This window comes from Edaphobacter sp. (assembly GCF_028283685.1).
GTDB lineage: Bacteria > Acidobacteriota > Terriglobia > Terriglobales > Acidobacteriaceae > Edaphobacter.
Genome location: NZ_JAPWKF010000007.1, coordinates 486013 through 508297, shown reverse-complemented (window position 1 = coordinate 508297; position 22285 = coordinate 486013). Strand labels below are relative to the sequence as shown.

Annotated in this window: 13 protein-coding genes; 7 read left to right on the top strand and 6 right to left on the bottom strand. The window is 59.8% G+C overall.

The genetic code is table 11. The annotated features are described in order from the left end of the window. Positions 1-22: 22 nt before the first annotated feature. The 3 genes from PW789_RS12850 to PW789_RS12840 form a co-directional block, all read right to left on the bottom strand. Positions 23-3325, bottom strand: coding sequence for a TonB-dependent receptor (locus PW789_RS12850; protein WP_299376969.1), 3303 nt, complete (start codon positions 3323-3325; stop codon positions 23-25). Between the two features lie 448 nt (positions 3326-3773). After that, positions 3774-5282: a glycosyl hydrolase family 39 gene (locus PW789_RS12845; protein ID WP_299376966.1), complete on the bottom strand. Its 1509-nt coding sequence runs from the start codon at positions 5280-5282 to the stop codon at positions 3774-3776. Between the two features lie 16 nt (positions 5283-5298). After that, the gene (locus tag PW789_RS12840; RefSeq protein WP_299376963.1) at positions 5299-6750 is read right to left on the bottom strand and encodes an arabinose isomerase; all 1452 of its coding nucleotides are present in this window, start codon (positions 6748-6750) and stop codon (positions 5299-5301) included. Between the two features lie 237 nt (positions 6751-6987). On the opposite strand from PW789_RS12840, the gene PW789_RS12835 reads away from it, so the two are divergent. Beyond that, the gene (locus PW789_RS12835) at positions 6988-8172 is read left to right on the top strand and encodes a substrate-binding domain-containing protein (protein ID WP_299376960.1); all 1185 of its coding nucleotides are present in this window, start codon (positions 6988-6990) and stop codon (positions 8170-8172) included. Between the two features lie 10 nt (positions 8173-8182). On the opposite strand, the gene PW789_RS12830 is transcribed toward PW789_RS12835, so the two are convergent. After that, entirely contained in the window at positions 8183-9064 is an 882-nt protein-coding gene (locus PW789_RS12830) for a LysR family transcriptional regulator (protein ID WP_299376958.1), read from the bottom strand. 124 nt (positions 9065-9188) lie between these two features. Between PW789_RS12830 and kdgD the strand changes: the two genes are divergently transcribed. The 5 genes from kdgD (at position 9189) to garD (ending at position 16002) form a co-directional block, all read left to right on the top strand. Then, positions 9189-10103, top strand: coding sequence for a 5-dehydro-4-deoxyglucarate dehydratase (gene kdgD, locus PW789_RS12825; protein WP_299376956.1), 915 nt, complete (start codon positions 9189-9191; stop codon positions 10101-10103). Positions 10104-10119: 16 nt separating this feature from the next. Further along, a complete protein-coding gene (locus PW789_RS12820; RefSeq protein WP_299376954.1) occupies positions 10120-11460 on the top strand; it encodes an MFS transporter in 1341 nt (446 codons plus the stop codon). Between the two features lie 65 nt (positions 11461-11525). Beyond that, positions 11526-12800: an enolase C-terminal domain-like protein gene (locus PW789_RS12815; RefSeq protein WP_299376951.1), complete on the top strand. Its 1275-nt coding sequence runs from the start codon at positions 11526-11528 to the stop codon at positions 12798-12800. A gap of 3 nt (positions 12801-12803) precedes the next feature. Then, complete coding sequence (locus PW789_RS12810) at positions 12804-14414, top strand: aldehyde dehydrogenase (NADP(+)) (protein ID WP_299376948.1); 1611 nt, start codon at positions 12804-12806, stop codon at positions 14412-14414. 40 nt (positions 14415-14454) lie between these two features. Further along, positions 14455-16002 (top strand): galactarate dehydratase, encoded by a 1548-nt coding sequence (garD, locus tag PW789_RS12805; protein WP_299376945.1) that lies wholly within the window; start codon positions 14455-14457, stop codon positions 16000-16002. A 32-nt stretch (positions 16003-16034) separates the two neighbouring features. On the opposite strand, the gene PW789_RS12800 is transcribed toward garD, so the two are convergent. Then, positions 16035-17360, bottom strand: coding sequence for an oligogalacturonate lyase family protein (locus PW789_RS12800; protein WP_299376942.1), 1326 nt, complete (start codon positions 17358-17360; stop codon positions 16035-16037). 240 nt (positions 17361-17600) lie between these two features. Here PW789_RS12800 and PW789_RS12795 point away from each other — a divergent pair, with 240 nt between their 5' ends. Further along, the gene (locus PW789_RS12795; protein ID WP_299376939.1) at positions 17601-19202 is read left to right on the top strand and encodes a hypothetical protein; all 1602 of its coding nucleotides are present in this window, start codon (positions 17601-17603) and stop codon (positions 19200-19202) included. Positions 19203-19211: 9 nt separating this feature from the next. Here the strand turns inward: PW789_RS12795 and PW789_RS12790 are convergent, their stop codons facing one another. Beyond that, complete coding sequence (locus PW789_RS12790; protein ID WP_299376936.1) at positions 19212-22070, bottom strand: glycosyl hydrolase; 2859 nt, start codon at positions 22068-22070, stop codon at positions 19212-19214. Positions 22071-22285 lie beyond the last annotated feature (215 nt).

Sequence of the window (22285 nt, the reverse complement as noted above, 5' to 3'; positions counted from 1 at the left end):
CTCGTTGTGTTGGTGTGTCAGGTTAGAAGATGACTTTGGCGGCAAGCTGAATGCTGCGGTTGTCGCCTGAGGTCGACGAGATCTTGCCGACGGTGCTGGGTGTGGAGATGTTGGACGCCGGCTGGGCAAAGATGCCGTGGTTGATGACGTTGTAGGCTTCGGCACGGAACTGTGTCGTGATGCGCTCCTTGATCTGGAATGACTTGATCGCGGAGAGATCGAACTGCACGGTGCCGGGACCAACCAGGGTGTTGCGGCGGACGTTGCCCTGGACGGTGCCGCCGGGATCGGTGAAGGCAGAGGCGTCAAACCAGCGATTGATGGAGCGATTGCTGAGGAAGGCGCTGTCGAGAGTACGACCGGGAGCGAGGTTGACGCGACCGGGAGTGTAGGTGCCGAAGGTGACGCCGGAGCGGGACGGCGAGAAGGGATAGCCGCCACGCAGCTGAACTGCTGTCTGGAGCGCCCATCCTCCGGCGATGGCGTTGCCCACGCCGTGTTGGAGCAGGGATCGTCCTTTGCCGAAGGGGAGGGCATAGCCTCCGCTGATGACGGCACGATTGCGAACATCGAATCGCGCATAGGAGTGGTCGAAGGAGAAGTCGGTGGAGTAGGCGGTGTCGTTGGATTCGACCTCACCGGAGTTGTTATCGAGGTTTTTGGACCACTGATAGCTGGCCAGGAAGTAGAGCGCGTCGTTTTTGGCGCGCTTCTCGACCTTGACGGAACCGCCGTTGAAGTTGGCGGTGGCCGCGTTGGCGCTGGTCAGGATGCCGTGCTGGAACTGCGGGAAGGGACGAACGCCGACGTTGGCGGTATTGCTGCCGCCAGACGCGTTGTAGCCCGGTTGGAGAAGGTCCATGTTCTGGTCATAGCGCTTCCAGAGCTTGCGCGTGGCGCTGGCGGTGTAGGCGAGCTCGAGTACGAGTCCATGGCCCAGATCCTGCTGCACGCTGGCGGTCCATTCCATCGTGTATGGCAGGGAATTGTTGGGGTTGATGGAGAAGGGCGCGGGTAGTCCGGCGGAGCCGAGAGTCGGGTCCGGGAACATGTTCTGCGCGAAGACGTTGAAGAAAGACTGCTGATAATAGAGCGGCGCGGCGTAGCGGGTGAACTGCAGCTCGTTGCTGTTGATGTTTTCGAAGAAGATGCCGCCGCCGGCGCGGAAGACGGTTCCGGAGCGAGGCTCGTAGGCTACGCCGACGCGCGGGCCGAAGCCTTTGCGACGTGGCTGCAGGATGCCGGGCTTGTAGGTGGAGTCGATGGTGACGTAGGGCAGGAAGGCCGTAGGGATAAAGGCAGGCACCTTGCTGTACTTGATCTTGCCGCTGGTGGGATCGAGTGTGCCTTCGAGTCCGTTCTGCTCGACGAAGGGAGAGTTATACTCCCAGCGCACGCCTGCGTTGACGGTGAGCCCGCGGCCTACCTGCCAGACGTCGCTGACGAAGGCTCCGTAGGTGTTGTCGCGGTAGTGGCCTCGGGTGGTGCCGAAGTTGCCGTTGCAGCTTGCGGTGCAGTAGCCGCGCTGGTAGTTCTCCAACGCCGTGTAGTAGGTGCTGGTGGCCGGGTTGATCTTATTGGCGGCATCGCAGGCGGAGCTGCTGCAGGCACCGAAGGTGAAGGCGCCCGTTGCATTGTTGTCGGCCAGCAGGATGACGCGGCGGTTCTGGAACTGGAAGCCGAACTTCAGCGTGTGCTTGCCCTTGACGATGCTGAGCGAGTCGCCCGCGCTGATGATGTTCTCGTTGCCGCCCTGGTTGGTGACGTTATCGAAGACATTCGTGAAGCCGACGATGGAGACGTTGGCGCGACCGTATTGGCTGGGATCGGTGAGGCCGGTGACGAACTTCAGGCCTTCCTGCGAGGCGTAGTTTGTTCCCGGCTGATAGCCGACGCCGTTCTCAAAGTTGAAGTACATGTTGTAGCCGATGCGTGCCTCGTTGACGATGTTCGGCGTGAGGATGAAGGTGTGTCCGAGGACACCGTTGCGGCCGATGAGCGTGTTGTTGATGCCGCCCTGGACCGACGGAAGAAACTGGTTGGAGTTGAAGTCGACGTAACGCTCGAAGAACATATTGCGCGGCGAGAGCGTTTGATCGGCACGGATGGTGTACTGATCGTAGTTGTCGGTGGTGGTTGGCGTGGCGCTGTAGTTGTACTGGCCAAGGATGGTGGCTGCGCCATTGGGAGTGGTGGGGACAGGGAAGGTCGGATTCATGACCTGGGCCAGCGTGTTGCCGGGGACAGGAGTGCCGAGCTGCGCCGCCGTCGGGAAGACACCGTAGACCGGTGTGTCGCGATTGGTGCGCAGACCTTCAAAGCCGCCGAAGACGAAGAGCTTGTCTTTCTTGATGGGGAAACCAAGCGTGCCGCCGTATTGATGACGCGAGAAGTGCGGCTTTTCGGGGTTGGTGACGGAGGTGGCGAAGTAGTTGCGTGCGTCGAAGATGCTGTTGCGGGCGAACTCATAGGCGCTGCCGTGGATGGAATTCGAACCGGACTTGGTGACCATGGAGACGACTGCCTGCCCCTGGCCGTACTCGGTGGAGAAGGAGTTGCGCAGAAGGTTGAATTCCTGGATGGTATCCACGTTGGGCTGGATGGCCATGTTGTTGAAGCGGATGGAGCGGATGTAGGTTCCGTCGAGAACGTAGTTGGTGGAGCTGCCGCGTCCGCCGTCGACGGTGATGAAGAGGCTGCGTGTTCCGAAGCGGCCGGGGCTGCCGGTCTGTCCGGTCTGCGGCGGTGAGACGCCGGGGGCGAGCGTTGCCAGCTGCAGCACGTTGCGTCCGTTGAGCGGAAGGTCGGTGATCTGCTTCTGGCTGATGACCTGCCCGACGGTGGCTTCGGAGGTCTGGAGCTGCGAGGGCAGGGTGCTGACCTCGACGGTCTCGGTGCGCTCGCCGACGTTCAGCGTGACTGAGCCGTTGGCCGTCTTACCGATCTCGACGTCCATCGAAGGAATCTCTGTTATCCGGAAGCCCTGCTTCTCGACGCGGACCTTGTAGTTCGAGGGGGGAATGTTTGGAATGGACCAGTCGCCGCTGTCGTTGGTCGTCGCCGTGCGTTCTGCGCCGGTGGCGTTGTTGATGAGATGAATGGTCGCGCCGGGAACGGTGGCGCCGCTGCTGTCGGTGACTCTGCCGACGGCGTCGGAACTGGAGCTTGCCTGGCCGAAGGCTGAGTTAGAGGTGAGGGTGAGACCGCCGATGAGAAGCAGTACCGCGAGAAGGGGGCGCGCAAGACGCGCGATCCGATCGAAGAAGAGCTGGAGATCGTGTGTCTCGTTCCGTACAGATTGCGTCCGGATGGTCGAGGAACTCATGAGAGAAGCCTCCAAAGTGCCTTTGGGGAAAGGAACTCGGTGATGGGGTGTTCTGTTTTTTCGTCCTGCTGCAGGCAGCGAACGCTTACCGGCCGTTGTTCATTCGGTGTCGTTGAGTAGTTCTCGACGGTCGGTGGTCAGTGGCGACATGGAAACCTTGCGCCGTATGCTCGCAAGGAAAGGGGGCGGCGAATCCTAGCCCGCGCCGCATTTCATCCTCGGTTCTTATCGAAAGCTGCTTGAGCTGCTGTCTTTTGATTCCTGAATGAGACGTCTCATTTTTCGTGCGAAATCCTACGTAGCTGCTTCAGAAGGTGTCAAGGCATTTCGTCATCGAAGAGGAAGTTTTTCAGAGCCCTCCGCTTACCAGCATTCGTGCGGCGAAGAGGAGGGCCCAGGGAGGGTATCCGGGGAGGATCAACAACCGTAGTTCAGAGGGTATCGTCGTTCACTGGATCGCAATGACCGCGACTTCAAACGGTTCAAGCTCTATGCTGCCGGTGGTTAGCTGCTTTTTTGCAGGTTGCTTGTCGCCGGTCGAGGGAGCTACGTAGGTCACGCTCTCGGCCTTTGCGTTTGCGGGAAGATGAACGGTGTGTGGCGTGGAGCGCTTGTTGATGGCAAGGATCTTTTTGCCGTGCGGTGTGACGAAGGCCTGGATCTCGATCTCATGATTGCGTTCTGCCGTGTTCACCAGGCGATCGCCGGGGCCGAAGTTGTCCTTGAGGAGCTTCAAGACCCAGAACCGGGCGTTTGGCTCGGACGTGTTGTAGTTCATCATGCTGACGGAGGGGTACTGCGTTGGATATCCAACCAGTTGCGACTCCCCGGTGACGTCGACGCCCAGTTTGGCTGCTTCGATGTAGATGTAGGCGTACATGGCTGCGGCGAGATTCCAATACTCCTTCGGTTCAGGCTTCGCCTTGTAGCCGGGGATGCTGTTGCTCTTGTTGTCCTCGGGAAGAATGACGCCGAGTTCGTTGAGGTCGGTCTTTGTTGTGGGGGAGAGGCGATGCTTGATCTGTTCCACGTAACGCACTGTGTTGAGGAAGCCGTCAGCCTGATCGAAGAAGGTGTATTGCATCGCCTCGAAGGGCTCCGACTCGGGAGGAGAGGCATAGAAGTGATAGGTCAGGAAGTCGAGCCGCGCGCCGGGAGCGTGATTTTTGGGGTTCAGGAAGTACTCGTACATGGCGCCGTGCGCGGAGGGTTTTGCTGATGCGACGGCCATGAACTTGATGTCGGGATCGACCTTGAGCATGGCCGCGGTGACGGCATCGTAAAACTTCGTGTAGGCTTCGGGAGTCCAGCGGTGCTCGAAGTCGATCTCGTTGAGCAGCTCCCAGTAGGCGAACTTGTAGTGATGACCGGACTCGTGCCATTTGCCGTTTTCGTCGGTGAGCCCACCCTTCTCGTACCAGCTCAGCAGGCGGGCATAGTAGTCGGCGGCCTCCTTCATGGTTGGGTCGCGGAGCTCCGTGCCCTGGGTGTAGCTCCAGTAGCTCTGGTTGGGGTCATCGGGATAGGTGACGGGCTTGTCGGTCTTCCATAGCCAGGCGGGCATGGTGCTGAAGTTCATCACCACGGAGTGACCGGCGGTGGCGTTCATGAAGTCTTCCAGCGTGGGGTCGATGTATTTGAAGTTCCACGATGTCTTGTCGCGCGTGGGCGGCTCAAGCTCTGCCACGGCCTGCTTGGGATAGGGAAGCCAGGGCACGTAGCGGACATAGTCTGCGCCCAGCAGCTTGAGCGCGGCGAAGCTGCCGTCGTGCATGGGCGCTCCGCGGAGAAGCATTGGATTGACGACGACCTGCAGGGTTGGTGTGGTCTTCGATTCGAAGGCTGTCCTGGACCAGTCGATGGTCAGCTCCGGGGGAGCGGCTGCCTGCTGTGCTGTTGCCATCAGTGTTGCCGCGAACAGGCTGCATGCCGTTCCCCAAAGAATGTGTTCTCTCATCTCATCGTTCCTTTCTCTAGCAGACCTGGTGGAAGCCCAGGTTCATAAGCGCTGCGATTTTGCGAATTTGCTCCGCGTGATGACCGATGCCAATGGCGCAATGATGCGCCGGCCCCTGGGCGTTCCATGCTTCTACGAATCCGCGCGCCCCAAGCGGAAAACGATAACGGCTGTTGGTGTTGCCGATCTCGAGAATGGGACCGGGGACGCTCTCCCCCTGCGCGACGAGAAGCAGGAAGCCGCGCTTGTCTTCGACGACGGAGAGTAGTGTGACGGGTCCATGCTGCACGTTCATCTCGACGGAGAGCCCCTGACCGACCTTGCCGTGGTAGACCTCGAGGCGGCGCACGCGAACTTTATCCTGAGCGATGCCGCTGTGTCCGGGGCCGTCATGTCCCATCAGTACGAGGTCTTCGCGGAAGTCGACGGCATAGTACTCGGTGAAAGAGCCGCCTGCACCGAGCCGATCGAGGAGCTTCATGGCGAGAGCGTTCTTGATCTCGTACTCGCCCGCGACCGGGATGCCCTGGCCGATCAGCATGGTGGCTCCAAGGATGATGGAGCTCATGACGTTTTCGTTCTCCTCGATGCCCGAGCCCATGTGGTAGTAGGCGAGCATGTCGAGCGCGCTGTCGGCGACGAGGTGGTCGAGCGCAACTGACGTTGCGGCTGCGCGCTCCAGCTCGCTGGGTTCGCAGTCCTCGTCGACGGTAAAGAATTCGCGCAGCTGATCGACCTTGTGGCTGATCTGGGGCGAGGAGACCTCGCGCCGCAACGCGCTCAGGCGCTCGACCTCGATCATCTCCAGGTGGACTCCAAAGCGTCCCGCGACCTGGACGAGATCGGTTGCGATATCGAGCATGCCGCCGTAGTAATGCCCCATGAGGCCGAGCCTGCTGTGGCTGAACATCTGCTGAACTTCAGCGGCCACGATCCATTGCTCGAGTGCGGTCCAGCAGACGGGATCGTCGTGCAGCATGCCGGTGACCTGATGGAACGGCAGATCGAGCCGCTGCAGGACGTTGGTGATCTCCGGCACCGGGCAGCTGCTGCAGTAGGCCAGCCACTCCGCGGTCATGGCGCGGCGGTCGCGCATCTGGTTGAAGCGGCTGTAGTCGATGGAGGCTTCCGGCTGGAGGTTGAGCACGATGACGGGAACGCGCGCGCGAAGGATGACGGGCAGTACCGTCGCCGACAGGGCATAGGTGGTCACGTAAACCAGGAGGAGGTCGATGTCCTGCGTGCGGCAGGCATGGCCTGCTTCGAGGGCCTTGGCGTGGCTGTCGACCAGGCCAAGATTGACGATGCTTCGCCGTTCGCTGGTGGAGAGCCGCTCGGCGACGGTAAGGAGGTAGCCCTCAAGCCGTTGTTGAAGGCCTTCGAACTGTGGCCAATAGGCTTCAAGGCCGAGTCCGATGAGGCCGACGCGGAGGGGGCGTTGATTCGTGCTGGCTGGCAATCCTGTCATCTCTGTGCGGAAGAGAGTAGGAGGCGGCATGAGCGGACGACAAATGAAATTTTGAGGCGCTTCGAAATTCCATATCGTGAAATAGTCTGCTCGGCCTGCCTGCTTGTTACGCGAGGAAAAGGCCGTTAGGCCTTTGATCGACAGAAGTGGGGGCAGCACGTCGTTGGGGGCTGTCAAATTCCACATGGTGAAATATTGGTGCGTCCAGATGTACTATGGCTTGCGGAGGAGGGATGCGTGGCGCGGATTCGGAAGCCGACAGAAGAGAGTCTCCAGCAGGAGAGCAAGGCTAGTTATGGCGTCCAGGCCGTGGAGCGCGCCTGTGCCATTCTGCGGGCCTTTCAGGCTGCCAGAAGCGGCCTCTCGCTGGGCGAGATCTGCGAACGGACGGGGCTGAGCCGCACCACGGCGTTTCGGCTATTGGCGACGCTGGTGGAGCAGCGTCTGCTGGAGCATCCGGAGAGATCGCTGTACCGCCCTGTCGCCACGTCGCTCTCGAGGAAGCGTCGCCTGGGCTACGCCTCGCAGAGCGATGAGTTCTCTTTCTCGCGCCTGGTCTCGGAGAGCATCCGCAGCGCGGCTTATGAAGCCGGAGTCGAGCTGATCGAATTAAACAACCGGTATAGCTCCACGGTGGCGATTCGCAACGCTCACAGCTTTGTGCGCGAGGGCGTAGAGCTGGTCATTGAGTTCCAGACGAATCAGCGGAGTGCGCCGCTGGTGGCCTCGACGCTGATGGAGGCTGGGATTCCGGTGATTGCGATTGAGATCCCTCACCCCGGGGCGGACTTCTACGGCGCGAATAACTATCGCGCAGGGATGCTTGCCGGGCAGGCGCTGGCGCGGGCCGCGATGCAGCAGTGGGAGGGAGAGATCGACGAATTGCTGTTGCTGGAGCTGCCGATGGCGGGGCCGCTTCCGCGTTCCCGTCTTACGGGAGTGCTGGCTGCCATCCGCGAGACGTTATCCGGCTTCGACGATCGGCGCGTTCATTTTCTGAATGGGCATGGGCGGTTTGAAAACAGCCTCGATGTGACGCGGCGCTATCTCTGCCGGAGCAAGGCGCGGCATGTACTGGTTGCCGCGTTGAACGATCCAAGCTGCCTGGGAGCGATGCAGGCGTTCGAAGAGGCAGGACGTGCGGCACACTGCATTGCTGTGGGGCAGAATGCCAGCATTGAAGCGCGCCGGGAGATGCAACGGCCAGGCTCGCGCATGATCGGTTCGGTCGGATACTTTCCGGAGCGTTATGGCGAAGCGGTGATCGCTTTGGCGCTGGATAAGCTACAGGGCAAACAGACTCCTTCGGCGACGTTCGTGCGTCATCAGCTGATCACGGCGGAAAATATGGCCTCGTTTTATCCGAACGACGGCCTGATCGCGACCAGCAGCAGCGATTCGCTGCTGTACAGCCTGCACTAGTCTGTTTTCGCTAGGAGCGCCTGCGCATCAGGCGAACGAAGGCCTGGACGGCGGGGTTGTTGTTGTTCTTCTGCCAGATGAGATAGAGATCGGCGTGCGCGGTGGCGGCATCGAGCTTGCGGAAGCGCACGTTCTCGAAGTGTAGCGCCTCCGCGGTCTCGGGCACGAGCGCGACGCCCATGCCCGCGCTGATGAGCGCGAGGATGGAGTGGATCTGGCTGACGTGCTGCACGTAGGTGGGCTGCATATCGTTTCTGCGGAAGAGGCTGTCGATGAGGGCGTAGAAGTAGAAGCCGTCCCGGGGCGAGAAGGTGATGATTGGCTCCCCCTGCAGATCGGCAAGACGGACCGCTGCCTTTTTGGCCAGTCGATGAGACGAGGGGACTGCGAGACGCAGAGGTTCGCGGGCAATCCGGATGCCGTCGGTCTGCTTATCGTTGGGAGGCTGCCGCCCCAGTCCAAGATCAATCTGGTTGGAGCGCAGTGCTTCCATCTGCTGGACGGTCACCATCTCTTCGAGGACAATCTCGACATCCTTCAGCTCGGCCCCTGCGCGCGCCAGCATACGCGGGAGATGGCGATAGCTGGAGCCAGCAGTAAAGCCCATCTTCAGCACGCCAGCCTGTCCCTGCGAGTAGCGCCGTGCCAGCGAGACGGCATTTTCCGCCTGCGCCAGCAGCTGTCGCGCCTCGGCGCGAAAGGCCTGGCCCGCGGGGGTGAGTTGCACGGAGCGGTTGTTCCGCGTAAAGAGCTGGAACTGCAACGTGTATTCGAGGATCTGGATCTGGCGGCTGAGGGGAGACTGCGTGATGTGCAGTCTCTTTGCAGCGCGTCCGAAGTGTAGTTCTTCGGCGACGACGAGGAAATACTGTAGCTGTCTCAGGTCAAGCATTAAGTCCTTTCCTGCATCATTCGTTGCTTAATATAGATGTTTTCAGCATTGGTCCATGGGCTATAGTTTTACCTGCAAACGAATGGGGTGCATAGAAACATCCCTACGTCGAAGAGGACACGACATGGCAGGTATGAACCCGAAGGAGATGGCGCAGGCGATCGGTAGCGGTCTGCTCTCCTTTCCCGTCACGCACTTTACGAAAGACAACGCCTTTGACGAGGGCCCCTATCGGCAGCACATCTCCTGGCTGCTGGAGCATAAGCCCGCAGGGCTGTTCGCCGCCGGAGGGACAGGGGAGTTCTTCTCGCTCGCTTTCGGGGAGTTTGCGCAGGTGGTGCGCGCTGCCGTGGAGGAGGCCGCAGGGAAGGCGCCAGTGCTGGCCGGATGCGGCTACGGCACCCAGATGGCGATTGAGTTTGCAAAAGCTGCCGAGGCGGCAGGTGCAGATGGAATTCTTCTTCTGCCGCCCTATCTTGTGCATGGCGAGCCGGGGGGGCTGGCCGCTCATGCCGAAGCTGTATGTAAGGCGACCCGCCTCGGCGTCATTCTCTATAACCGCGACAACTTCGTCATCCAGGAGGAGACGCTGGCCTCGCTCTGCGACCGTTGTCCGAACCTTGTCGGCTTCAAGGATGGCTACGGCGACATCGAACTGATGACGCGGATTTATTCGCGCATGGGAGACCGGCTGACTTACGTGGGCGGACTTCCAACGGCGGAGACCTTCGCGCTGCCATATCTGGAGATGGGCGTTACGACCTATTCTTCGGCGATCTTCAACTTCCTGCCCAACTTCGCGAACGATTTTTATGCTGCGGTCAGGCGCAGGGACCACGAGACGATCTATAAAGGTCTGCGTGAGTTTGTGCTGCCTTACAGCAGTATCCGAAACCGCCGGAAAGGGTATGCTGTTTCGATCGTGAAGGCGGGGATGAAACTTGTCGGGCGGGATGCGGGTTCGGTGCGGTCGCCATTGGTCGATCTCAAGCCCGAAGAGATGGACGAGTTGAAGGCATTGATTGGGGGACGGTCCTAGTCGGGATCAATCAGGCATGACGGAACGAAGCCAGACGCATATTCGATTCCTGATTGTGACGATGCTCTTTGTCGCGAGCTGCTTCAGCTATGGCGACCGGGTCGTTCTCTCGATTGTCGGGACGGATCTCTCGCACAAGCTTGGCTTCAATGCCCTAAAGCTGGGATATCTCTTCTCGGGCTTCAGCTGGGCGTATGTGATGGCACAGCTTCCGGCGGGTGGGCTGCTGGATCGCTTTGGCTCCAAGCGTATTTATGGTCTCAGTATCATTGCGTGGTCTATCTGCGCGCTGCTTGCAGGCTGCGTTGGATTTCTTCCGGTAGCGATAGGTTTCACGGCGCTGTTTGCGCTCCGCTTCGTCTCTGGCATTGCTCAGGCCCCGGTATTTCCCGGCAACGGACGCATCGTTGCCGCGTGGTTTCCTACGGCGGAACGCGGACGTGCCTCGGCGATCTTCAACTCGTCGCAGTATTTTGCGTTGGTTGTCTTCGGACCGATCATGGGATGGATCGTGCATCGTTATGGATGGATGGCCTGCTTCTGGTTCGGCGGCGCTGCAAGTCTTCTGCTCAGTATCGTGTGGTTCAAGGTCATCTATGGCGTGAAGTCGCATCCGCGGATCAGCGATGCCGAGGTGAGCTACATCGAGGACGGCGGCGGCCTTGCAAATATGGATCGCAACCTTGGAGCCGGTGCGAATCCGAATCAACTGACGTGGGCTGCGGTGCGGCGGTTGCTGAGCGTTCGCATGCTGGTCGGCATCTATGTCGGGCAGTACTGCATTACGACGCTGACGTGGTTCTTCCTGACGTGGTTCCCGGTGTATCTCAACCAGGCGCGGCATCTTTCGATCATGAAGACGGGCTTCCTGGTTGCGGTGCCTGCACTCTGCGGGTCGATTGGCGGAGTGTTTGGTGGAGTTGTCTCGGATCACCTGCTGCGCAAGGGGCACTCACTGACGTTCGCGCGTAAAGTGCCTATTGTGCTGGGCATGGCGCTGTCGATGACGATGATCTTCTGCAACTACGTCTCGACGCAGACGGTGGTGATTCTGCTGATGTCGCTGGCCTTCTTTGGCAAGGGATTTGGCGCGCTGGGGTGGACGGTGATCTCCGATGTCTCGCCTCGCAACATGATCGGCATCAATGGCGGACTGTTCAATCTGATCGGCAATCTCGCAGGCATCACGACGCCGATCATCATTGGCTTCATCGTGCAGAAGACGGGGTCCTTCAACCTGGCGCTGGTCTTTGTTGGCTTGACGGCGTTGGCTGCCATCGTCGCGTACCTGCCGCTGGTGGGTACGATTCATCGCGTCGACTTTACTTCGACGGCGGCAGAGAGGACTGTCTCCTAGATGGGTATTTCGGCTACTCCCCAATCGTCTCCATGCAAGTGATCCCTGTCGCTGGATACGACAGCATGTTGCTGAATCTGAGTGGAGCGCATGCGCCGTTCTTCACGCGGAATATCGTCGTGCTCAAAGACAATGCCGGAAATACTGGTGTAGGTGAGGTTCCCGGCGGCGAGACGATTCGCTCCGTGCTGGAGGCGGCGATTCCACTAGTGATGGGGCAGCAGATCGCTCACGATCAGAGCGTGCTGCGCCGCGTGCGCGAGACCTTTGCCGATCGTGATGGCGCGGGGCGCGGGCTGCAGACCTTCGATCTGCGTACGACAGTGCATGTTGTGACGGCGATTGAGTCCGCGATGCTGGATCTTTATGGCCAGTTTCTCGGCCTGCCGGTGGCGGCGCTGCTCGGTGAAGGTCAGCAGCGCGACAAGGTTCAGGCGCTGGGCTATCTCTTCTATATTGCGGATCGCCGCCGTACCGATCTGCCGTATCGTGCGGAAGAGGAGAGTGACGATCCGTGGTTTCATCTGCGCAACGAGGAGGCTCTGACGGCTTCGGCTATCGTGAAGCTGGCAGAGGCAGCTCATGATCGCTACGGCTTCCAGGACTTCAAGCTGAAGGGCGGCGTGCTTGAAGGTGCAGCTGAGATGGAGGCGGTTACGGCGCTGGCAGAGCGCTTTCCGCAGGCGCGCATTACGCTGGACCCAAATGGAGCGTGGTCGCTGGAGGAGGCGATCCGTCTCTGTTCCGGCAAGCACAATGTGCTGGCGTACGCGGAAGATCCATGTGGGGCGGAGAAGGGATTCTCTGGACGCGAGGTGATGGCGGAGTTCCGCGCGGCAACGGGGCTGCCGACGGCGACGAACATGGTTGCCACCGACTGGAGGCAGCTTCGCCACGCGGCGCAGCTGCACGCGGTCGATATCCCGCTGGCGGACCCTCACTTCTGGACGATGCAGGGATCGGTGCGTGTCGCGCAGTTCTGCCGGGACTGGGGTTTGACGTGGGGATCGCACTCCAACAATCACTTCGATGTCTCGCTGGCGATGTTTACGCACGTCGCCGCGGCTGCTCCAGGTAAGGTGACGGCGATCGATACGCACTGGATCTGGCAGGATGGTCAGCGGCTTACGAAGGAGCCGTTGCGCATTGTCGGGGGAGAGATCGCGGTTCCGTCGCGGCCCGGTCTTGGAGTAGAACTGGACTGGAAGCAGGTCGAAGACGCAAAGTTGTTATATGAGCGTATGGCGCTGGGCGGACGGGACGATGCGCAGGGGATGCAATACCTGATGCCGGGATGGAGCTTCGATCCGAAGCGGCCATGTCTTCTTCCACGAACGTAATAGATGTTGAGATTGATTGACGAGGACTCGATGCAGATCAGCGGCAGACTTCTTATAGGTAAAGAGAGCGTTGCGGGAACGGAGAAGGGCTTTCGTGCCTTCAACCCTACGACGGGCGAGACGATGGAGCCGGAGTTCTCCGGTGCCTCCAAGGCGCAGGTCGCAGAGGCATGCGAGCTGGCGCGGGGTGCTTTCGATGCGTATCGTGCGACGTCGCTGGAGCAGCGTGCCTTGTTTCTTGAAGCGATCGCCGATGCCATCATGGCGCTTGGCGATGAGCTGATCGATCGTGCGATGGCGGAGAGCGGCTTGCCGCGCCCTCGTTTGGAGGGAGAGCGGGGCCGCACGGTTGGGCAGCTGCGTCTCTTTGCAACCGTGGTCCGCGATGGGATGTGGCTGGGGCCGATCCTCGATTCAGCGTTACCGGATCGCAAGCCGCTTCCGCGTCCCGACCTCAGGCAGCGGAAGATTCCGCTGGGTCCGGTTGCGGTCTTCGGCGCGAGCAACTTTCCACTCGCCTTCTCGGTAGCAGGCGGCGATACTGCTTCGGCGCTCGCTGCGGGATGCCCCGTGGTGGCGAAGGCGCATCCGTCGCATCCGGGGACCTCGGAGCTTGTTGGGCTTGCGGTGCAGCATGCTGTAGCGTCGTGCGGTCTTCCTGCAGGCGTCTTCTCCATGGTGACCGGCGCGAGCAATGAAGTCGGTGAGGCGCTGGCCGCGCATCCAGCGATCACTGCCGTTGCGTTTACCGGAAGCCGCCGCGGCGGTCTTGCCCTGGCTTCGATCGCTGCAAGCCGGCCGGTACCGGTTCCGATGTACGCGGAGATGAGCAGCGTCAACCCTGTCTTTCTGCTGCCCGGTAGCCTGAGTGGCGATGTGTCGGTACTTGCTCAGGGATTTGCCGATTCGGCTACGCTTGGTGCGGGGCAGTTCTGCACGCAGCCGGGCATCGTCTTCGCTCTTGAGGGAGAGGCGTTCGATCGATTCGAGGCTGCTGCTGCCGAAGCCATCGCCGCGAAGGGGGCTTCGACGATGCTGAATCCCGGCATCCACGCCGCGTATGAGCGCGGACTCAGCAGCATCGAAGGCCATGATGGAGTGTCTGAGATTGCTCGCGGGAAGAGCGAGGGATCTGGAAAGTGCGGCGCGGTTGCCGGGCTGTTCAAGACGACGAGCGAAAAGTTTCTGGAGGATCGGCGGCTGTCGGAGGAGAACTTCGGGCCCTCCTCGCTTCTGGTGAGGTGCAAGAGCTTTGAGCAGATGAATGCGCTGGCCGAGTCGCTGGAGGGACAGCTGACGGCGACGCTTCACATGACGGCTGCAGATACGCCGCAGGCTCGATCGCTGGTCAGCATTCTCGAACGCAAGGTCGGACGCATCCTTATCAATGGATTCCCGACGGGTGTGGAAGTGTCGTATGCGATGGTGCACGGGGGACCGTATCCTGCGACGAGCAACGATCGCCATACCTCGGTGGGTGCGACGGCGATCGACCGTTTTCTGCGGCCTGTCTGCTATCAGAATTTTCCTGGCGAGCTTTTGCCGGATGCACTGGATGACGCCAACACGCTCAACCTGTGGAGACTGCGCGACGGCAAGTTGAAGCAGGAGTAGCGGCCTGCGGGCGCGATGTGATGATGACAGATCGGTGACGATGACAGAGCAAAGAGAGCCTCGATATATCCAGGTCGATGAACGCGACAACGTCGCCATCATTGTGAATGAAGGCGGCCTTCCAGCCGGAAGCGCTTTTGCCTCGGGACTGGTTCTGCTGGAGGCAGTTCCGGAGGCGCACAAGGTGACACTGACGGATCTTGCTGCAGGCGATCCTGTCATCCGTTATGGCTCTGTGATCGGCTACGCGACGCGCTCTGTGAAGCGAGGCTCATGGTTGGCGGAAGATTCGATTGAGTCGCCAGCTGCACCCGCCCTCGACAACCTGCCGATGGCGACCGCAACGCCCGCTCCGCTGCCGTCACTTGATGGCTATACCTTTCAGGGGTATCGCAACGACGATGGCACGGTGGGAACCAAGAATATTCTGGCTATCAGCACAACCGTGCAATGCGTTGCGGCGACGGTGGGTTATGCGGTGCAGCGCATCAAGGCAGAGCTTCTTCCTCGCTATCCCAACGTCGATGATGTGATTGCGATCACGCACAACTACGGTTGCGGTGTTGCCATCCAGGCGAAGGAAGCCGCGATTCCCGTGCGCACGCTGCGAAATCTCAGCCTGAATCCGAACCTTGGCGGAGAGCCGCTGGTGGCAAGCCTGGGATGCGAGAAGATGCAGCCGGCGCAGATGCTGCCCTCGAGCACACTGCCTATTCTTGCGGCGGAGCCATACGTGATGCGGCTGCAGGATGAAGAGCATCATGGCTTCGGCGAGATGGTGGCGGCACTGATGGAGATGGCGGAGCGAAGGCTGGAGCGCTTGAACCGGCGCGTGCGTGTCACCTGTCCGGCGTCGGATCTTGTGGTGGGACTGCAGTGCGGCGGCAGCGATGCCTTCTCGGGTGTGACCGCAAATCCTGCGCTTGGTTTTGCTGCGGATCTGCTGGTGCGCGCAGGAGCGACGGTGCTCTTCTCTGAGGTCACGGAGGTGCGTGATGCCGTGCATCTTCTGACGGCGCGCGCAGCGAACGAGCAGGTGGCGCGCGACCTGATTCGTGAGATGGCATGGTACGACGACTATCTTGCCAAGGGTGATATCGATCGCAGCGCGAACCCTTCGCCCGGAAATAAGAAGGGTGGACTTGCCAATATCGTCGAGAAAGCTTTGGGATCGGTGGCGAAGGCAGGCACCAGCGCACTGTCGGGCGTTACTGGGCCAGGGGAGCGTGTGACGCAGAAGGGATTGATCTTCGCCGCCACTCCGGCGAGCGACTTTATCTGCGGAACGCTACAGCTTGCGGCGTCGATGAACATGCACGTGTTCACGACGGGGCGGGGAACGCCTTATGGACTGGCCATGGTTCCGGTGATCAAGGTGGCGACACGCACGCCACTGGCGCAGCGCTGGCACGATCTGATCGACGTCGACGCCGGCCGCATCGCGACTGGAGACGCCACGATTGAGGATGTGGGGTGGGAGATCTTTCATCTCATCCTGAAGGTGGCAAGCGGAGAGCACACGACGTGGGCAGACCGTTGGGGGCTGCACAATGAGTACGCCCTGTTCAACCCCGGTCCTGTCACCTAGACGTTCTATGTTCTCGCTTCGAGTGCGTACCGCTATTTGGCTTTGTCGATATCGACGCCAAAGACGTACGTTGGGCCGAACATGTTTGAGCGGAAGATGATCATCTTGCTGTCCGGCGTAAAGCTGACATTCGGCTCGAGTGTGTAGTTGTGCTTCGACATGTTGACGAGGCGCTCGGCGTGGAACTTGCCGGGCTGTGGCCAGCTTTTATCGTTGATGCCGTTGGTCAGCAGCATCTCCGGGCGGAAGAGGTAGATCCACTCTCCGTCGGGTGCCTTGGCGACCTGGTGCGGATCGCCTCCGTCTCCGGTAAACAGAGTCGCATCGCGATTCACGTTGAAGTGAATCGACCATTCATCGCGCTGCATGTGATACCAGATGCGCTGATTGTTGGTGAGGTTCAGCGAGGCGAGCCAGAAGTCCTCACCCTTCGGGGTTTGCAGATCGTAGTAGAGGGTCTCGCCATCCTTGCCCCAGAACTCGTGGCCTGCAATTTCACCGGGCATGGTGCGTTGATGCATCAGGCGGTTGTGCGTGCCGTCGGTGCGAATGGTCCAGATGCGGTCGACCTTCTGCCAGGGGCCTTCATGGCAGTACATCAACAGCGTGGGGTCGGTGGGCGAGAACAGAAGATGATTGACCCAGTCGGTGCTGTGCAGCAGGGACGTGACCTTGCTGCTGCCGGTCAGGTCGAGCGTGAAGAGTACGAGAGGGATACGCGCGGCGAGTCGGCGCTCCATCATCTCACCCTTGTTTGCAGCCTGTTCGAGAGGACTGGTCTGTGTCGCGCCGGGACGGGCGGGAGGGTTGCCGCCGTTGCGGCCGAACTGTTCGTTTGGGCGATCGACCTCGTCGTAGGTACCGGCGGCGAGGGTCTCATCGGCATTGACGGTAATGACGTGGCCGCGGGGCGGAATCTTCGCGAGCATCTTGGTCTCGCCGGTCCGCAGGTCGGTCTTGTAGACCGCGTTCTCGTCGGTCTTCACGTAGAAGATGGAGGGTGTCTTGTGACCAACCTCCATCGTATGCACCCGCCCCTTGACGACGCTTCGCGTTGCGTGGGTCTCAAGGTTCAGCACGTTGATGCCGTCGGGTGTGGTGTAGACCATCTCCTTGCCATCGGGGGTATAGCCGTTGACGTTGAAGTAAAAGCTGGCGGAGTTAGGCTCGTCGGTCAGACGCGTGACGCGATGGCCGGTGTCCTTGTCAATCCAGGTCTTGGGAGGATGGCTGATCTCTTCCTGCGTCGGCATCTTGTCAGGAGTTCGGGTGTCTCTGCGAGCCTGCGCGGAGAGAGTGACGGGCAGCGCGATAAGAAGAGCGACGGCGGCAAGATGACAGCAGGTACGGGACGACATACAGGGAACCCTTTCGCGAAAGACTGCAGTATTCAGGTGTGAGAGATCTACCGAATCGCTCAACCTGCACAGAGGCGAGCTCAATGAGCCATGCACCTCTGTCGTTTTCGATCTCTCTTACATGGGCTGAAGTCAGCCCACAAAACCCTAATGTCGCCGCGATGGTTGTGTCAATAGGTGAGAAATTCCAATGGGGAATTAGATGACAGGTGGGATCATCATGACGGCCAGAGGCAGAGGTTGAAGACGCGCAGATCCTGGAAGTTCTTCCATCGGCCTCAGGTCAGCGTCGGTACAATGAGCTACCAGATGAACTTCGCCGCTTCTCCTGATCAGGATGGCTTGACCCGACGCATACTGCCGCTTTGCGTTGCGCTGCTGAGCATCGCGTGTGTGGCTGCCGTTATCTTCGGTGCGCGATGGCCGCTCCTCGGGGATGAGGGAATCATCCACTACGTCGTCTTCCTGATCGAAAAGGGGCACACGCCATACGTCGGAATCAAAGACCTGAATCTGCCGGGGTCATATTTCCTGGACGCGCTGGTCATCCATCTCCTCGGGCCGGGCGATGTGGGGGTGCGTCTCTACGATCTGCTGTTATGTGTGCTGGCCTGCGTTGCGTCCGCATGTGCAGTACAGCGCGATAAGAAGCAGATGCTTGCCGGCCTCTCTGCCGGTCTGCTCTTTGTGCTGGTCCATCTGCAGGATGGTTTAGTGGAGGCAGGGCAGCGTGACTTCGCCATGGCTGTCTTTGCCGTGTGCGCGTACGTCATTCTGGTGCGAGACGATGATCGATGGCTGCAGAGGATCTTCGCTTTTTCTCTCATCGTCGGTTTCACGGCGACTATCAAGCCGACGCTCCTTCTGCTGGCATTGTTGCCGTTGGTCTACGCCCCCTCGAGACGATTCATCGCGTGGCGGCCACTTGCCGGAGTCGCTGCGATGCTGTCAGGATTCTGTCTTCCGATTCTGATCGCGATTCTGTGGCTCGCGTCGCATGGGGCGGTCGGCGCTTTGTACGATGTGCTGACGACCATCGGGGCGCTGCATGGTCAACTGCCTCGCCGCGGCCTGTGGTTTCTGCTTGTACACAGTCTTTCGCCGCTCAACGAGTTCTTTCTGCTGTGGCTGATCGCAGTGCTTCTCGGCAAGATGAGATGGACGGCGGAGCGCGTGGCGCTGGCCTTTTGTGCGGCCGCGGGGCTGGTCTCGTACCTTGTCCAGGGAAAGGGGCTGTCGTATCACCGCTACCCGCTTCTGTTCTTCATGCTGGTGCTGATGTCGAATGATTTTTATCGCCTCATGCAAAGCCCAGGGTGGAGGAGATATGCCGGTGCAGCTGCCTTTGTGGCGTATGCCTTCGTGCTGGCTCCGCTATCGGTGTGGCGTATCTCTCGCTTCGATCATGCCGCGCCCTTTCAGGATGCGCTGGCGCAGAGGCTGATCGGGATGCAGGCGTCTTCCGCGGAGGGTATTCAGTGTCTCGATACGTACGTCGGCTGCAGCAGCACGCTGTATCGGCTAAAGCTGGAGCAGAGCACCGGCTATCTCTACGATTGCTATCTCACGATGCCCGTGAGTCCTTTGCGCGATCGCTACCGCCGTGAGTTTCTCCAGTCGCTGACAACCAAACGGCCCCGGACGATCGTGGTGACGGACCAGCCCTGCTTCATCGCCCACGAGGGATTCCAATGGATGGAAGCATGGCCTGAGCTTGCAAGCTACCTCGGCGAAAACTATCGCCTGGCGGATCAGTGGAGCAGTCATCAGCAGGTTCGCCTATGGAACCGGCCGGAGACCCCTGCGGCCTTCCGTATCTATCTGCTCAAAGAGTCTCGATAGCCGAAGAGTTCAATCGACAATTAGTTCCGGAGTATGGATGAGTCCCAGGGGATAGCTTGGGGTGTAGGAGGTCCAATCCATCGCCGTGCGGTTATTCTTCAGCGTCTTCATATAGTCACCGAGTGTGGTGACAACCTTGATTGAGATCGCGTTTTGTCCCCTCCGGACTGCCTTGGCCATGGGGTAGACATGCTCGCCGTACCAGCGAACGCCCAGGGCATGGCCGTTCAGGCTGACCTCGGAGATGGAGCGCACACGGCCGAGTGAAAGCCATTGCGGTGTCTTCGATCCAGTGGAAAAGCTCTGCGAGTAGGTGATGGTTCCGGCGAAGGACTTCAGGTCCTCGCGTTCATTGAAGTCGATGAGCTTGTCCAGCGTGATGGTTCTGTCGGTGCCGTCCACATGCTGAAGCCGCACCTTCCACGGACCCTGGAGAGGTTCCGATGCCGTCTCTTTTCGGTCTGCAATCGGATAAGAAAGTTCCACGGTATGAGGGATCGTCTTTGCGCGCGATGTTTCAAAGACGATCAGTTGCGATTCTGACGGGCCGAGGGAGATCGTTAGTGATCCATCGCTGATGTTCCGTTGCAGTCGGCTACGCTCACCCGTCTCCGGGTTCCATCGCCACGCAGACTTCTTCTCTTCGGGGAAGTGTGCCTGAAAGGTGTGGCGATCTTCCGGCCCGTAGTGGGTGAAGAAGAAGATGCTCTGATCTCCATTGCGATAGTGCAGCTGGCTGACGTAATCCTTCGGTTCACTGATGGAGACGTCCGGTTTCAGCGAAAAGCTTTGCTGCACCTCACGGAACCAGCCCACCATATCTTCTTCGCGCACGGAGAGCTGCGGCGTGCGCTCCGGGAATTTCGAGCGCATCGCCGTGAAGAGATCCTCCACCGTGCGGCTGTCTGCTTCCTGGTGCATAAGCCCGTCAGAGAGATGCGGCACTGTGTCGAGGAACACAAGCACTCCACCGCCTTCGACGAAGGTCTGGAGCTTCTCCGCTGTAGCGGGATGAAGTGATTCCACCCTGGGTAGCAGGATCGCTTTATAGGAACGCGTACGGAAGCGAAGCTTCCCATCCTTGATCGAAGACTGTGCGATGACTTCTTCCGACAGGTAATCGCAGCCGCTTCCGTTCTGGTGTATCGCCTCCCAGATTTTGAACAGGTACTCGGGGTAGGCGATCTTCGGAAAGGGGTCTCGCTGAAATCCATACTTGGAAGCGAGGTCTGCCTGCGGTGGAAGGATGGCGATGTCCGCCTGCATCTCACACATCTGGAAGAGCGCTGAGAGGCGCGCCTTGTACATGGTCCATAGATGAAAGTAGGGCCACCAGGTATTGCGTTCGTTGAAGAAGGTGCCGTAACGCACCCAGCCGGGAAATGGCGCCGCGAGCGGGCTGTAGTTGAATCCATGAAGGACGGATTGCGTCACACCGGAGAGCATGCTCTGGTCGCCAGCGAGCTTGATACGCTCCATGGTTGTGTGAAAGGGGTCTTCCGTGTTGGTCATCTCTTCGCAGCTGATCAGTCTCTTGCCGGAGAGATGAGCCGCGGATGAGACGAATTTGTTGATCATGGAATAGTTGCGGCCGTGAATATAGGAGCCGGTCCCAAAAGATTCGATCTCCTCCGAGTGAATCCAGGTCTCGCACTCGGGGATGTCGACCATCATTCCGGCCGAGATCGCATCGCACTCCATCCCATAGGCCTGCATGCGTGACTTGACGCCGATCTTACGGCACCATGCGACGAAGGTGGCGACGAATCTTTCGTTGAAGAGCTCTCGCTTGGTCGTCTCGAAGTCGTATCGCACGCGCTCGGTCTTCTCTTTGAACTCCAGCGTGAAGTTTGCCCCGTAGGGCGTGGAGACGGCGTTCCCCATCTCTCCCACCTTGAAGAGGACGAATGGCAGATAGGGGGCAAGGTCGTAGCCGCGACGCTGCTGGAACTGTTGCAGCATGTCGTCGCACCAGTTCGCGCCCTCCAGCTCAATACTGTCGGTGAAGAACGCTCGCAGTTGCGAGTGGAGCGGACCGAGCTTGTCCGTGAGGCGATCGGAGATCCGGTCAAGATAGCGGGAGACCGCAGGCCCGTTGTAGTGATTGAGCACGGGGCCACTTGCGCCCGGGGCACCATTGATGACGGCCATGTAGCCCGTAAGCTTCACGAGAAAATAAAGGACATGCTGTCCTTCCGGTACGTCGAATTCAAGAACGTTCTTGCTCTTGTCCCAGGTGATCGACGTTGCCTGCTCCGTGGTCGAGAGCTCATGGGGAACGAGCGAAGCGGAGATGAGTTCTTTGAGCGGATCTTTATAGGCCGAGACCAGATGAGGCTGCACGTCGGCCAGCAGCTCCTGCGATGTGAGACGGATGTGTGCCGGACCCTGGATGTCTCGTGTGCCGAGCGCCATCATCTGTGTCTGATCCTCGCGCGTTAGGAACTCACCGCCGTAGGGCCAGCCGGAGCCGACGATCATATCGCAGACCATGCCGCGCTGCTTTGCTCCGTCCATGACTGCTTTCAGCGCGGCGATCCATTCATCGCTCATCCAGATCAGGGGCTTGGTGTCGAGTGGATCGGCATCGGAAGGGAAGCGGATGGGGTTGATCTCGACGCCACCGATCGATGCCTGCTGCAGGATATCCAGCTCACGGAGCAGTTCATCCACACGGATGCGATCACCGTTCCACCACCAGCGCACCATCGGGCGATACTGATTTGGAGCATCGAGGAAGAGCTTGTAAAGATCATCCCCGGAGAGAGAGGCGTTGCTATCGCCATCTGCGTGAAGCATCGCCGGACCGGAGAAGGTTAACGCGCCTGCTGTGAACGATGCGAGTCGAATGAACTCTCTACGAAGCATGCCAATGGCTCCCGAAGGCAGATGATTTGTATGTGGTGGAAGGGGTGTTTGCCGGAACAATGAAGCCGCCGAAGGTATTTCACTTGCGGATCATAGAGGATGAAGCTGCATGTCTAACACGTTACAACGTAAATGCACTGTACGGGAATAAGACATATAAAGCGCACCGTGCTTCGCTAGGTGCGGCAAATGTCGGTAGGTAAGTGCGACGCAGG

Bases quoted from the DNA above. Each gene is read 5' to 3' on its own strand.
- PW789_RS12850 (WP_299376969.1), bottom strand. From the start codon at position 3,325: ATGAGTTCCTCGACCATCCGGACGCAATCTGTACGGAACGAGACACAC.
- PW789_RS12790 (WP_299376936.1), bottom strand. From the start codon at position 22,070: ATGCTTCGTAGAGAGTTCATTCGACTCGCATCGTTCACAGCAGGCGCG.
- kdgD (WP_299376956.1), top strand. From the start codon at position 9,189: ATGGCAGGTATGAACCCGAAGGAGATGGCGCAGGCGATCGGTAGCGGT.
- PW789_RS12810 (WP_299376948.1), top strand. From the start codon at position 12,804: ATGTTGAGATTGATTGACGAGGACTCGATGCAGATCAGCGGCAGACTT.
- garD (WP_299376945.1), top strand. From the start codon at position 14,455: ATGACAGAGCAAAGAGAGCCTCGATATATCCAGGTCGATGAACGCGAC.
- PW789_RS12840 (WP_299376963.1), bottom strand. From the start codon at position 6,750: ATGACAGGATTGCCAGCCAGCACGAATCAACGCCCCCTCCGCGTCGGC.
- PW789_RS12820 (WP_299376954.1), top strand. From the start codon at position 10,120: ATGACGGAACGAAGCCAGACGCATATTCGATTCCTGATTGTGACGATG.
- PW789_RS12815 (WP_299376951.1), top strand. From the start codon at position 11,526: ATGTTGCTGAATCTGAGTGGAGCGCATGCGCCGTTCTTCACGCGGAAT.
- PW789_RS12845 (WP_299376966.1), bottom strand. From the start codon at position 5,282: ATGAGAGAACACATTCTTTGGGGAACGGCATGCAGCCTGTTCGCGGCA.
- PW789_RS12830 (WP_299376958.1), bottom strand. From the start codon at position 9,064: ATGCTTGACCTGAGACAGCTACAGTATTTCCTCGTCGTCGCCGAAGAA.
- PW789_RS12800 (WP_299376942.1), bottom strand. From the start codon at position 17,360: ATGTCGTCCCGTACCTGCTGTCATCTTGCCGCCGTCGCTCTTCTTATC.